13 protein-coding genes are annotated in these 12,867 nt (G+C 62.3%); 5 read left to right on the top strand and 8 right to left on the bottom strand.

What is annotated here, in order from left to right; all coding sequences use genetic code 11:
• The 3 genes from X741_RS156745 to X741_RS156735 form a co-directional block, all read left to right on the top strand.
• A partial coding sequence (locus tag X741_RS156745) for an anti-sigma factor (RefSeq protein ID WP_023777277.1) occupies positions 1–572 on the top strand: 572 nt, incomplete at its 5' end.
• A gap of 23 nt (positions 573–595) precedes the next feature.
• Positions 596–1,312 carry a Bax inhibitor-1/YccA family protein gene (locus X741_RS156740; RefSeq protein WP_023777278.1) on the top strand — a complete coding sequence of 239 codons (717 nt, stop codon included), beginning with the start codon at positions 596–598 and terminating at the stop codon, positions 1,310–1,312.
• A gap of 156 nt (positions 1,313–1,468) precedes the next feature.
• On the top strand, positions 1,469–2,350 hold the full coding sequence (locus X741_RS156735) for an aldose 1-epimerase family protein (RefSeq protein ID WP_023777279.1): 882 nt from the start codon (positions 1,469–1,471) through the stop codon (positions 2,348–2,350).
• 65 nt (positions 2,351–2,415) lie between these two features.
• Here X741_RS156735 and X741_RS20480 read toward each other — a convergent pair whose 3' ends face one another.
• Positions 2,416–3,099 carry an RNA methyltransferase gene (locus X741_RS20480; protein ID WP_051410430.1) on the bottom strand — a complete coding sequence of 228 codons (684 nt, stop codon included), beginning with the start codon at positions 3,097–3,099 and terminating at the stop codon, positions 2,416–2,418.
• Between the two features lie 215 nt (positions 3,100–3,314).
• Between X741_RS20480 and X741_RS156730 the strand changes: the two genes are divergently transcribed.
• Positions 3,315–4,106 carry a GNAT family N-acetyltransferase gene (locus X741_RS156730; RefSeq protein WP_023777281.1) on the top strand — a complete coding sequence of 264 codons (792 nt, stop codon included), beginning with the start codon at positions 3,315–3,317 and terminating at the stop codon, positions 4,104–4,106.
• A 13-nt stretch (positions 4,107–4,119) separates the two neighbouring features.
• Here X741_RS156730 and X741_RS156725 read toward each other — a convergent pair whose 3' ends face one another.
• The 7 genes from X741_RS156725 to X741_RS156695 form a co-directional block, all read right to left on the bottom strand.
• Positions 4,120–4,938: an MBL fold metallo-hydrolase gene (locus X741_RS156725; RefSeq protein ID WP_023777282.1), complete on the bottom strand. Its 819-nt coding sequence runs from the start codon at positions 4,936–4,938 to the stop codon at positions 4,120–4,122.
• A 3-nt stretch (positions 4,939–4,941) separates the two neighbouring features.
• On the bottom strand, positions 4,942–5,736 hold the full coding sequence (locus X741_RS156720; RefSeq protein ID WP_023777283.1) for a TatD family hydrolase: 795 nt from the start codon (positions 5,734–5,736) through the stop codon (positions 4,942–4,944).
• Positions 5,736–7,289 carry a methionine--tRNA ligase gene (metG, locus tag X741_RS156715; RefSeq protein WP_023777284.1) on the bottom strand — a complete coding sequence of 518 codons (1,554 nt, stop codon included), beginning with the start codon at positions 7,287–7,289 and terminating at the stop codon, positions 5,736–5,738. The genes X741_RS156720 and metG overlap by 1 nt, the downstream gene beginning before the upstream one ends.
• An 83-nt stretch (positions 7,290–7,372) precedes the next feature.
• Complete coding sequence (locus X741_RS156710) at positions 7,373–8,428, bottom strand: DNA polymerase III subunit delta' (protein WP_023777285.1); 1,056 nt, start codon at positions 8,426–8,428, stop codon at positions 7,373–7,375.
• Positions 8,425–9,099, bottom strand: a complete 675-nt coding sequence (gene tmk, locus X741_RS156705; RefSeq protein WP_023777286.1) for a dTMP kinase — start codon at positions 9,097–9,099, stop codon at positions 8,425–8,427. Before tmk ends, X741_RS156710 begins: the two co-directional genes overlap by 4 nt.
• Positions 9,100–9,181: 82 nt before the next feature.
• Entirely contained in the window at positions 9,182–10,339 is a 1,158-nt protein-coding gene (locus X741_RS156700; RefSeq protein ID WP_023777287.1) for a D-alanyl-D-alanine carboxypeptidase family protein, read from the bottom strand.
• 128 nt (positions 10,340–10,467) lie between these two features.
• Complete coding sequence (locus tag X741_RS156695) at positions 10,468–11,697, bottom strand: septal ring lytic transglycosylase RlpA family protein (RefSeq protein WP_023777288.1); 1,230 nt, start codon at positions 11,695–11,697, stop codon at positions 10,468–10,470.
• A 396-nt stretch (positions 11,698–12,093) separates the two neighbouring features.
• Between X741_RS156695 and X741_RS156690 the strand changes: the two genes are divergently transcribed.
• Positions 12,094–12,594, top strand: a complete 501-nt coding sequence (locus X741_RS156690) for a hypothetical protein (protein WP_140569814.1) — start codon at positions 12,094–12,096, stop codon at positions 12,592–12,594.
• Positions 12,595–12,867 lie beyond the last annotated feature (273 nt).

The following is a 12,867-nucleotide window of genomic DNA, read 5'->3' on the forward strand; positions in this document are numbered from 1 at the left end:
CGGCCGACGCCGCGCGGCGGCTGGAGAGGGGGCTTGCCCGGGGGCGTATCTTCGGCGTGTTGCAGCGCGCGGCGGCGGTGGCTGCCTTCGTCGCCGCCGGCTGGCTGGCAAACGGCATTATCGGCCCGATGTCGGTGACCAAGGTCGTCGCTTCGCCACAGCCGCCGGCCTATGTCGAAGAGGCGGTGCGGGCGCACAGGACGACGCTGGTGCGCGAAACCATGTCCTCGCAGCCCGAGGCGCCCAATTACGACGCCGGCGAGATCCGCGCCGCGACCGCCATTGTCATGCCGTCGCTGCCCAAGGACTGGAAAGTGCGCGACGTGCAGATCTATCCGTCGCGCTTCGGTCCAAGTGTCGAGATGGCTGTCGATACCGGCGATATGGGACTGGTGTCGCTGTTCGCCATCCGGCCGGGAACCTTCGACGTCATCAAGCCGACCGTCGCGCCCTCGGGCGATATTGCCTCGGCCTATTTCCAGATCGGCGAGGTCGCCTACGCGGTGGTCGCGAAAAGCGACGTCCACGACCTAGACCGTGCCGCCGAGATGCTCGCCAGAACGCTTTACTGACCGATCCACAAAGGAGAACTCAAATGAATACGCCCAATCTGGGATATCGCGTCGGTACCGGCGCCCAAACCGGAGCCGCCTTCGACGAGGGCCTGCGCCAGCATATGCTGCGCGTCTACAACTATATGGGCCTTGGCCTCGTGGTGACCGGCCTCGTCGCCTTCATGGTGTCGTCGACGCCGGCGCTCTACGTGCCGATCTTCTCCAGCCCGCTGAAATGGGTGGTGATGCTGGCGCCGCTGGCCTTCGTGATGCTGTTCTCGTTCAAGATGCAGACCATGTCGGCGGCAAGCGCGCAGATGATGTTCTGGGCCTTCTGCGGGGTGATGGGCCTGTCGCTGGCCTCCGTGTTCCTGGTTTTCACCGGCACCAGCATCGCGCGCACCTTCTTCATCGCCGCCACCATGTTCGGCGCCACCAGCCTCTACGGCTACACGACCAGGCGTGACCTGACGCAGTTCTCGTCCTTCCTGATCATGGGCCTGATCGGTGTGGTGATCGCCAGCATCGTCAACATCTTTCTCGGCTCGACCGCGCTGCAGTTCGCCATCTCGGTCATCGGCATCGCCGTCTTCATCGGCCTGACCGCCTGGGACACGCAGACGATCAAGGAGCAGTATTCCGAGAATTTCGACGGAGAATCGCGCCAGAAGCTCGCCGTCTTCGGCGCCTTCTCGCTCTACCTGAACTTCATCAACATCTTCCAGCTGTTGCTGAATTTCACCGGCGAGCGCGAATAACCACCATCCGCTGTGGGCAGGGGCGAGGATCATCGCCCTTAATGCAGGGTGGCCGGAGGGAAACCTCCGGCCACAATTCGTTTGCGTCCCAGGAGCTTGAGTCCCCTGGAGCTTTTGCTAGTCTGGCCGCCGGCCTTCAACACCGTGCGAGGACATGTGGCAGACAGCCAAACGCTTCATGGCGACGGCATCTCGGCTGTTATAGTCGGGCAGGGCGCTGAACTGGTTTCACTGCGGGACGAGCGGGGATTTGAGTTCCTGTGGCAGGCCGGACCGGAGTGGCGGCGCCATTCACCGGTGCTGTTTCCGATCGTCGGCCGACTGAAGGGCGACCAATTGCGCCATCGTGGCCAGACGTATCCGATGACCCAGCACGGCTTCGCGCGCGACAAGCCGTTCGCATGGGCGCAGCGGAGTTCCCGGTCCTGCACGCTGGTGCTCACCGACGATGCCGACACCCGCGCCCGCTATCCCTTCGCCTTTCGCCTTGATGTGACCTACACGCTGGATAGCCGCCAGCTTGGCGTCGCCTTCGAGATCAGCAACACCGGTGACGAGCCGCTGCCGGCATCGATCGGGGCGCATCCGGCCTTCAATTGGCCGCTGCTGCCGGACCTGGCCAAGGCGGACTATAAGCTCGCCTTTGCCGAAGACGAGCCGGCGCCGGTCCGTCGGCTGAAGGATGGTCTGTTGCTGGCAGCGCCGCAGCCGACGCCCATCGAGGGCAGGACGCTTGCACTGTCCGAACGACTGTTCGATGACGACGCCGTCATCCTCGATCGGCCCGCGAGCGCCAGCGTACGCTATGCCGCCGACCACGGTCCGGCGATCGAAATGTCATGGCAGGGAATGGAAGAGCTCGGCATCTGGTCCAAGCCAGGCGGCGCGCCGTTCCTGTGCATCGAGCCCTGGCACGGTATGGCAAGCCCGGCCGATTTCGACGGCGAATTCGTAGACAAGCCAGGCCTGATGCTGATCGAACCGGGCGCGAAGCGTTCGCTGAGCTATTGGATTGGGCTGGAGCAGGGGTCTAGGTAGTCTCTCAACGACTGGAAGGAGCGCCCAACGTATCTGGTCAGGATTGCACAACCGGCCGGATGCGGTCACTTTTGGCCGGGTTCGCTTGAGGCAAAGCCGTCAATTTCGCGACGCATTACAGTAGGTAATGGCTCCGCGCGTTTTCCCTTGCGGCTACCGCGGCGGTATTCGCTCTGATACTCGCGACGCTGTTTGGCAATTTCGTAGAGAACGACACCCGAACAGGTTCCGAGGTTTAGGCTCTCGATCATCCCGAACATTGGGATTGCTACGCACATCTCGCTGCGCTCGACCGCCAGTTGGCTGATACCCCGCTTCTCGTTTCCGAACCAGACGGCAAGTTTAGTGTGCCGCGTATAATCCCCTTCATGCAGGAAGATGCTGGTCTTTCCCTTTATGTGCGGCGAGGTAACGACGGATATAAAGCCCCGCTCTTCCAGATGGTTGAGGCAGGCGTCCGTGCTGTCGAAACGTTTCACAAACGTCCATTTGACAGCAGATACAGACGTTTCCGAAAGTGACTTCCGCCGGCGCATTTGCTGCCAGTCATCGGGAAGTGCTTTGCGGGGATCGACGATGTAGACTTTTTCAACACCGAGAGCGTTTGCGTTTCGAATTACCGTTCCGATGTTCCTGATGTCATTTGGATCCTCGACGACGGCTACTAAGTTCTTGCAGCGAAACGGCTTCACCGCGGTCGCGCGCCAGCGAACCGATGCTCTGGGTTTGTTAGCCTCAGGGATTTCCATAAGAGGCTTCTTACCAGAGGCGCTCCTAAATCCAAGGCCCGTGGGGACAATTTGACCCGCAGCTCACCTCCGCAATGGCTATAACAAAAAGTCGCATAAGATAGATTATGGAACTGACGCATTGGCGAGCAGCTGGAAATTGCTGCTGATTTTCATGGGCTTGAGGCCATCGATGCGTGTTGCCTTGCGTGAATGGCCAACGCTACGCTGTGCGTATGACGACAGCAAAGCGTGAGATGGATTCGGCGATCGAGGTGTTCGTACACGGGTTCAGCACCGACAAAAGCCGCACCTTTCCTTATGAGGCCAGCCGTGTCGGGCCATTGTGGCTGATGCGCGATGCCGAGCGCAAGAATCCTCGCGAGTACCGCAGCGAGGAATGGGTCGTCCATGACGTTGCCGCCCAGGAGGCCGATACGATCGTGCGGCAGCATGCGCGGCCGGGTTTCACCATGTCCGTCATGATCGCGAACGACGATCCGGACGGGCCGACGCGAACCGCGTACAAGGCTCTCGGCTATCGGCTGCTGCGGACGGAAGGCTTCTTCGTCCAGCCATTGCGCCGGATTCCAAGCCCACCGATTCCAAGCCCGCCGATTCCAAGCCCACCGGCAGTCGTCTCGATCGAACGCGTGCGGACAGCCGAACGGGCGGCGCAGTTGGCAAGGATCGTGCGCAGGCGGCCGATCCCGGACGAATTGCTCGGCGACGGAGCGCCGTTCCGCCAATATGTGGCGGTCGATGGCGACGACATCGTTGGACGCGTGCGCAGCATAGACGCCGTGGGCGCCACGTGGTGCGCGGCCATGTATGTCGAGCCTTCGCACCGGCGTCGCGGCATCGGCCAGGCGCTGATGTCGAAAATGCTGCTCGACGACCGGGCCCATGGGTCGACATGCTCGGTCCTGGCTGCGACCCACGCCGGAGCGCTGCTATACAATCGCGTGGGCTATGAGCGGATCGGCACGCTGCTGATATTCCAACCGAAGAAGCAAGCGGCCAAATGAGAAAACGTGCTTATCACGCTGTTTCATAAGGGATTTCGATCACCATGCCATCGTAGGCGGGCTCGACGTCATCGGGCGTCTCGGCCGCCACCGTGGCGTAGTCGAGCGGCACATGCATATGCGTCAGGACCGAGCGTCCGGGCGCCAGCCGTTCGATCCACTCGAGCGCCTGGCCAAGCGACAGGTGGCTCGGGTGTGTCCTGTACTGCAGCGCGTCGATGATCAGCACGTCGAGGTCGCGCAGCCGCTCGACGGTGGCGTCCGGAAAGTCGCTGATATCAGGGCAATAGGCGAGCGCGCCGATGCGGAAACCGAGCGAGATGATGTCGCCATGGATCTGCGGCAATGGCTCGAGGGTGAGGGTGCCCCCCTCGCCTTCGATCACGACAGGCCTTGCGTGATCGATGATATGGGCGTCGACGATCGGCGGATAGGAACTGCCTGGCGGCGTCTCGAAGCAATAGCCGAACGCCTGGCGCAACCGCAGCATTGTCGGCAGGTCGGCATGGACATCGATCCGGTGCCGCTGGTCGAGGACGAAGCCGCGCAGATCGTCAATGCCGTGGATATGATCGGCATGCGGGTGCGTGTAGACGACCGCATCGATGCGCCTGACCGACGCCAGCAGCATCTGCTGGCGGAAATCCGGTCCGGTGTCGACGACGACGGTGGTGCGGCTGCCATTGGCCTTGATCCGTTCGACCAGGACGGCGGTGCGCATGCGCCGGTTCCTTGGATTGTCCGGGTCGCAATTGCCCCAGTCGCCGGTGATGCGCGGCGTACCCGGCGACGAGCCGCAGCCGAGAATGGTGAGGCGCAGCAGGTCAGTCATCGTTCAGGCGCTTTGCTCGACAGGTCGCGGCATCTTGCCGAACAGACGGAAGAAATTGTTGGTCGTCGACGTGGCGATTTCAACCTCGCTGATGCCGATCGTTTCAGCCAACACCTTGGCGGTCTGCGCGACATAGGCCGGCTCGTTGCGCTTGCCGCGAAACGGCACCGGCGCCAGGTATGGCGCGTCGGTTTCGACGAGCAGGCGGTCATGCGGGACATTGGCGGCGATGGCGCGCAATTCGACTGAATTCTTGAAGGTCAGGATGCCCGAGAACGACACATAGCCGCCGAGCGCGACGCCGACCTCGGCCAGCCGGCGCCCCGAGGAAAAGCAATGCAAGATGAAGGGGAAGGCGCCCTTCCCTGTTTCGTCTTCGAGTATGGCCGCCATGTCGTCGTCCGCATCACGCGAATGGATGACCAGGGGCAGCCCGGTCTCGCGCGCGGCGGCAATGTGAGCGCGAAATCCCTGCGCCTGCGCATCGCGTGGCGCCTTGTCGTAAAAATAATCGAGCCCGGCCTCGCCGATCGCCACCACCTTGGGATGAGCCGACAGGCGGACAAGATCGGCGGTGGTGACGTCGAGTTCTTCGGCTGCGTTGTGCGGATGGGTGCCGACCGAACAGTAGACCTCGTCGAAAGATTCCGCGATTTCAAGGATTTGCTGAAACCGTTTCACGCGGGTCGAGATTGTCACCATGCGGCCGATTCCGGCCGCTTTGGCGCGGGCGACAATGGCCGCCCGCTCCTCGGCGAAATCTGGAAAATCCAGATGGCAGTGGCTGTCGACAAGCATCAGGCGTTCACGCCCGGCTGTTCGACATAGCGTGGAAAGACGCCCTCCGGCACGGGCAATGCCGTGCCGGGCACAAGCGCATGGTCGGCATGGACATGCTCGAAAACACGCTTGTCCGCCGGCACCGCCAGCAGATCGAGCAGCTTCGCGGCCGATCCCGGGACAAAGGGCTGGCACAGCACCGTCACGCGCCGGACCACCTCGGCGGTCGTCCACAGCACTGTTTCCATGCGCTCCGGATCGGTCTTCTTCAGCGCCCATGGTGCCTGTCCGGCGAAATATCGATCGGCTTCCGCCACCACATCGAAGATCGCCGCCAATGCAAGATGAATGCCCTGCCCGGCCATGGCCTTTCGGGCCGTGGCAAGAGCCGCCACCGCCTGATCGAGGATCGCGCTGTCGGCCTCCGTCAGGTCGCCACGCTTCGGCACCACGCCGCCGCAGTTCTTGGCGATCATCGACAGCGAACGCTGCGCCAGGTTGCCGAGCCCATTGGCGAGATCGGCGTTGGTGCGGTTGACGATCGCTTCATGGCTGTAGCTGCCGTCCTGGCCAAACGGCACTTCGCGCAGGAAGAAGTAGCGCACCTGGTCGAGACCGTAGTGTTCGACCATGGTGAAGGGATCGATGACGTTGCCGACCGATTTCGACATCTTCTCGCCGCGGTTGAACAGGAAGCCGTGGCCGAAGACGCGCTTCGGCAGCGGGATGCCCGCCGACATCAGGAAGGCCGGCCAATAGACCGCGTGGAAGCGCACAATGTCCTTGCCGATGATATGGGCATCGGCTGGCCAGAAGCGCCATTTCTCATCTTTTTCATCGGGATAACCGACGCCGGTGATGTAGTTTGTCAGCGCGTCGACCCAGACATACATCACGTGCTTTTCGTCGCCGGGCACAGGCACGCCCCAATCGAAAGTGGTGCGCGAGATCGACAGGTCCTTCAACCCCGATTTGACGAAGCTCATCACCTCGTTGCGGCGCTCGGCCGGACCGATGAAGTCGGGCTGGCTTTCGTAAAGCGCGATGAGCTTGTCCTGATAGGCCGACAGCCGGAAGAAATAGCTCTCTTCCTCGACCCATTCGACCGGCGTCCCCTGCGGTCCGTAGCGGACGTTGTCGGGACGGACCTCCGTCTCCTCCTCGCCGTAATAGGCTTCGTCACGCACCGAGTACCAGCCGGCATAGCCGCCCTTGTAGATGTCGCCATTGGCGTCCATCGCCTTCCAGATCGCCTGCGATGAGGCGTAGTGCCGTTCTTCCGTGGTGCGGATGAAATCGTCGTTGGAGGCGTTGAGGGCGGCCGCCATGCGCTTGAAATCGGCTGAATTTCGGTCGGCCAGTTCGCGCGCCGAAATGCCTTCGCGCTTGGCCGTCTGCAGCATCTTGATGCCGTGCTCGTCGGTGCCCGTCAGGAAGAAGACCTGCTTGCCGTCGAGCCGCTGGAAGCGCGCCAGGGCGTCGGTGGCGATCAGCTCGTAGGCATGGCCGATATGCGGCTTGCCGTTCGGATAGGAAATCGCGGTCGTGATGTAGAATGTGTCGCGTGACATGAATGAACCGTCATGAATGTCTGAATGGAAGCTGTGGCGGTGGATATCGCATCGGAATGGCGATTGCCATCCCGGTGGGGCCGTCACATTCGCATCGCAGAGTTCAGGCGGTCGATCATGGTCAAGGCGTGCTGCTTCTTGTCGAGATTGTAAGTGTCGGTCTCAGATATAGCGTCCAGCGCCTCATGCCAAGTGTCCGACAAGTTTTTGGCCCGAGTGAGATCACCAGACAGCGCTGCCTGGCTCGCCGCGTCTGACAACAAATCAAGCGCACGGCGATTGAAGATGTCGAACTGGATCGCCTGGTCGCGTCCGGCGACGGCCTCGGCAAGGCGATAGGCGCCGCCGACATCGCTCTTTCCTGCCGCCACCAGCCCATCGAGGGTCCGGGCGATCTCCAGCCCGCCATATTGCGTGAGAAGGATGGCATTGCGGGCGCTGCCCCCTGCCCGTTCGACCAGCGCCGCCCGCGCGGCCGGATCGTCCGGCGGCGGCGGCTCGGCGGTTTCCAGCACGGCCAGCAACTCGTCGGTATCGAGCGGCGTCAGGCGCACCACCTGGCAGCGCGAGCGGATCGTCGGCAGCAAGCTGCCTGGCGCGTGGACGATGAGAACGAACAGCGTTCGTGCCGGCGGCTCCTCAAGATTCTTCAGCAAGGCATTGGCGGCATTGGCGTTCATGTCGTCGGCGGGGTCGACGATGACGACCCGGTAGCTGCCGTCATGCGAGGTCAGCGACAGGAAGCGGCTGACCTTGCGGATCTCGTCGACGGTGACGACGGTCTTGAAGCTTTTGGTCTTGTCGTTCAGCGGACGGGTCAGATGCAGCACGCCCGGATGCGCCCCGGTAGCGATCTGGCGGAACAGCGGCGAGGCCGGATCGGGAACGGCAAGGCTTTCCGGCGCCTGCCCGAATGCCGGGTGCTTCAGCAAATGATGCGCGAGATGGAAGGCCAGCGTCGCCTTGCCGATGCCGACCGGCCCGGCGAAGATCAGCGCATGCGGTAGCTTTCCCGATCGATAGGCGGCGGCGAGCATGTCCGCGGCCTGCCGATGCCCGACCAGACGAGGCGTTTCGGACGGTTCGGGCACGCCGTCCAGCGTGTCGTGCTGTTCCGGCGCGATGCGTTCGAAGATCATACCGGTGCGGCCTGCCTGTTGCGCGTGGGCGCCCTCGCCTCCAACGCCGTGAACACGGCGGCGGTGACGACGTCCTCCACCGTGTCGGGTTTGGCGGACGCATCGACGACGATGCAGCGCTCCGGCTCGGCCGCGGCGATCGCCAGAAAGGCCGCGCGGCGGGCCTGGTGGATGGCCAGCGTTTCTTTTTCGAAGCGATCGGCGCCGGCATCGCTGCCGCGCCGCAGCGTCGCGCGCCTGAGACCTTCTGCCGGATCGATGTCGAAGATCAGCGTCATGTCGGGCATCATGCCGTTGATGGCGACCTGCTCCAGCGCCGCCATGAACGCCGGGTCGATGCCGCCGGTAACCCCCTGGTACACGCGCGAGGAATCCAGGAAGCGGTCGCAAAGCACGATGGAACCGCGCTCGACCGCCGGCCGGATGACCTGCTCGACATGGTCCGAACGCGCCGCGGCGAAGAGCAGCGCTTCCATCTTCGGTCCGAAGGGTTCCGCGGCACCTGAAAGCAGGACATGCCTGACCGCTTCGGCGCCCGGCGAACCGCCAGGTTCGCGCGTCAGCAGCACATCATACTTCTTGGCGCGCATCTTTCTCGCCAGCCGCTCGATCTGCGTCGACTTGCCTGCGCCCTCGCCGCCTTCGAAGGTAATGAAAAATCCGCGCGCCAATCGAAAGGGCCTTTGTCCATGTTAGAGTGGATTGTTGCGCTCTAGATAGTCCGCGTTCGGGGAAACGTCCATGCTGTCGGCGTTATCGCAGCCAGCCGATCGCCAGTTCCTTGACGGCATCGAGCGCGCGCTGCGGCAACGTGCCGACGCCGATCGACTCGGCGGCGAAAAGCGGTGTCTCCTGGCTCAGCGTGTCGCCGATCCAGACGCGCAGCGCGCCGACCGGCTGGCCTTCCTCCACGGGTGCGGCGACCGGGCCGTTATAGACGATCTTTGCGGTCAGCTTGTCGCGGTTGGTGATCGGCAGGAAGATGGCGATCGGCCCTTTCGCCTTCAGCGTCACGCCGGATTTCGCCCCGCCGAAAACCTGGGCCTCGCCGACCACCTCGTCCTTGGCGAAGATTTCGGTTTTCTCGAAGGAACGAACGCCCCAGTCGAGCAGCTTGCGCGCCTCTTCGGCGCGTTCCTTGTCATTGGCCAGCCCGCTCAGCGCCGCGATCACCCGCGTGCCGTTGTGGCTGACCGAGCCCACGATGCCGAAGCCGGACGCCTCGCTCGCCCCGACGGCCAGGCCATCGGCGCCGATATCCATCGCCAGCAGCGGGTTGCGGTTCCTCTGCGAGATCTTGTTCCAGGTGAAATCCTTCAGGCTGTAGTAGCGATAGAAATCCGGGTAATCGCGCCACAGATGCAGGGCGAGCTGCGTCAGCTCGCGCACGCTTGTCTGCTGGCCATCGGCCGGCAGGCCGGTCGAATTGACGAAAGTCGATGTCTTGAGGCCGATCTGGCGGGCGCGTTCTGTCATCTGCGCGGCAAAATTGTCCTCGGACCCGGCCATGCCTTCGGCGATGACGATGCAGCCGTCATTCGCGGCCTGCACGGTCACCCCCTGGATCAAATCCTCCAGGCGGACGGACGATTTGAGTTTGGCAAACATCGTCGATGTTCCAGACGGGGCGCCGCCCTTGCGCCAGGCGTTCTCGCTCACCACGAAGGTGTCGTCGAGCTTGAGGCGTCCGGATTTGATGGCGTTGAAAACCACTTCCATCGTCATCAGCTTGGCCATCGAGGCCGGCTGGATCGGCTTGTCGGCATCCTTCGAGAACAAAACCGTGCCGGTGTCGGCATCGATCATGAAGGCCTGTGCGGCCTTGGTCTCGAAAAGCTGTGCGTGGGCCGGAGAAAGCAGGAGGCCGAGAAGAAAAAACCCGGCAAAAGGCTGAAGCAAGCGAAACTGCATGAAATTCGACCCGTTGGCCGGTCCCTCCCGGCAAGCCCGTGAAACTATGGGGCTTTTTCCAATGCGGATCAACTGTGACGGATCAACTGCGGCGGATCAACTGTTCAGCGGAAAACCGGCTCTCGAAATCAGTCGCGCACGGCCAGCGCATCGGGCGCGCCATGCGACCATGCCGCCTGCAGCATCTCGTCCAGGCCGCCATGGCCATTCGGATAGAGATTGACCGCATACCAGTCATTGCCGTCGAGATCGGAACACTGGATCTCCGTTCGGCCAAAGGGCTGAAGTGCCGCCGCCACGCGTTTGGCTTCAGCGGCATCGTCGAAGGTGCCGGCGGCGACATAATCGGAACTGGACGGCGACGCCAGCGGATTGGACTTCTTCCACGACCGCAGGATGTCGGCCGGCGACATGCCGCTGTCGTCGAGCGCGGCGAAGACATCGGCACGCTGCACGCGTTCATTCGCATAGGACAGCGAAGCCACGGCAAACGGCGATTGCGGCGGCAGGCTGATCTCCGGCCGCTCGGGCACGATCGGTCCGAAGTCGGGCAGCACCACGTCGCCGAAAGCGGTCGTCTGCGCCGCCAAGCCCGGCTGCGCCGCGAACGCCTCTCCGGAATTCGTCAGCTGGCCCGGGAACGGTGCGGCGGCAGCACCCACCGGCAGGCTCGGCGACGGTCCGTTCATGGCCACCATGACACCGGTTGGCAAGCCGTCCGACGGATCCGGTATCCTGTTGCCTGGATGGTAGGATGCCATCAGATACTGGTCGTCGTCGCCCTCGAGCGGCGCACGACCGACATATTCGACCTTCACCTTCGCGGTACCGACCTTGGCGTAGTCGAGCATCTGTGCCGCGCGCTCCGAGACATCGATGATGCGCCCCTCATGATACGGCCCCCGGTCATTGACGCGCACGATGACCGAGCTGCCGGTTTCGATGTTGGTGACACGGGCATAGCTCGGCAGCGGCATGGTCGGATGCGCAGCGGTCAGATGCGTCATGTCGTAGACTTCGCCATTGGCGGTCAGCCGACCGTGAAAGGCGTCGCCATACCACGAAGCCAGGCCGACCTTGGCGTAGCGCTTGTCTTCCTTGGGATAGTACCACTTGCCGCGCACCTGGTAGGGCTTGCCGAGTTGGTCGCGGCCGCCGCCGCGCCGCATGACGGCAGCACGCGGGCTTGCCTTCACGCCATATTCGGTTTCGGCGAAATATTCCTTGGAGCGATGCCTGGGATTGACCATCCCCTTCGGCTCAGGCTGCGACGCGCAAGCCGCCAGCAAGGCAGCCGACGCGGCAAGCAGCGTAAGCGTGGAAGCGCGACGAAGACGCCGATGCGTCGTAGCCTGCATTTTTCCTGAAATCCCCTACAGTCTCACTCAAAACGCCGTCGTTTAAACATCGGAGGAGCCAAAGCACTCACTCGACAACACCAACGACGCCTTGAAACCCCGATCCTTTGTGCACAGGAATTGTTTATCACGGTATTAACCGATTATGGCCGGAACCGGGCAAGATTGTGGCCCTCCCATTGCTGTGCCGACGGCCAGCCCTGGACCGATCGTTCGGTAGGTTCGTGGTGGTGCATGCCAAAGCTCGGGAATTGTAATAACCCTGTATATATCTACTCTCGGAAATCATATGTGCCCCGATAGTGCACTTTTCAGGGTTTGCCGGAATGATTGTCTGCCCTTGCGCTGACATAAGCTTTGAGGGAGAATCATTCAGCCTTGGGAGGGGCTGGGGGAATGAAAATAAAATCGTTGATGGCACTTGGTGCCACTGTCGCAATTTGTGGCTGCCAGACTAGCAATCAAGATGACTACATGCAGATAGGATATGGGCCTAGCTTTGAGGTCGCGCATGCTCAATGTGAGATGCGGAAAGGATCGGTAGACCAAGGTTATCTTGCGATCGGATCACCGGCTTTTGTTGCCGGTGCTGGCCTGGGCAACGCTCTCGACAATGCGATCGCCGAGGATCAATACATGAAGAACTGTCTGATCATCAGCGGTTGGAAGCTCGCACCTCGCGGGAAAGGCGCCGCCGCGGCAACAGCCGCCGCGACCGGCGCGCCACCAACACCTTATGGCGTGGCACGCGCGCCTGGCAGTTGGATAAACACTGCCCTGCTGGATTGGTCCGCCGCCAACAACAAATGCGTTGCCGGTGACAAAGCCGCCTGTGCCACTCGGACCAAGCTCGGCGCCCAGTTGAGGGCTGCCGGGGTCAATCCGACGCCGGTGTGAGAGTTGACGGGTCTCCGGAGATCCATCTAGGGATGGAAGCGTTACGTCACCACCTGACGGGAAGCCACCAGGCAACATCTTTGCCGGGGTATCTTAGCACCTGCTTGAATTTCGTCTGAAGCAGGATCATGATGCAATGGGTCCAGAGGGGTAAGACGTCATGGAATTCGCAAGCTGTTATGAGCAGAGCGCAAGCATTTTTGCGTCGTCTGCCTTCCTGGACATGACGGCTATTTTCGTAATTTTGGCCGCGTTTGCCGCTGCACGTTTGAT

It is taken from the genome of Mesorhizobium sp. LNHC221B00, from assembly GCF_000502935.1.
GTDB lineage: Bacteria > Pseudomonadota > Alphaproteobacteria > Rhizobiales > Rhizobiaceae > Mesorhizobium > Mesorhizobium opportunistum.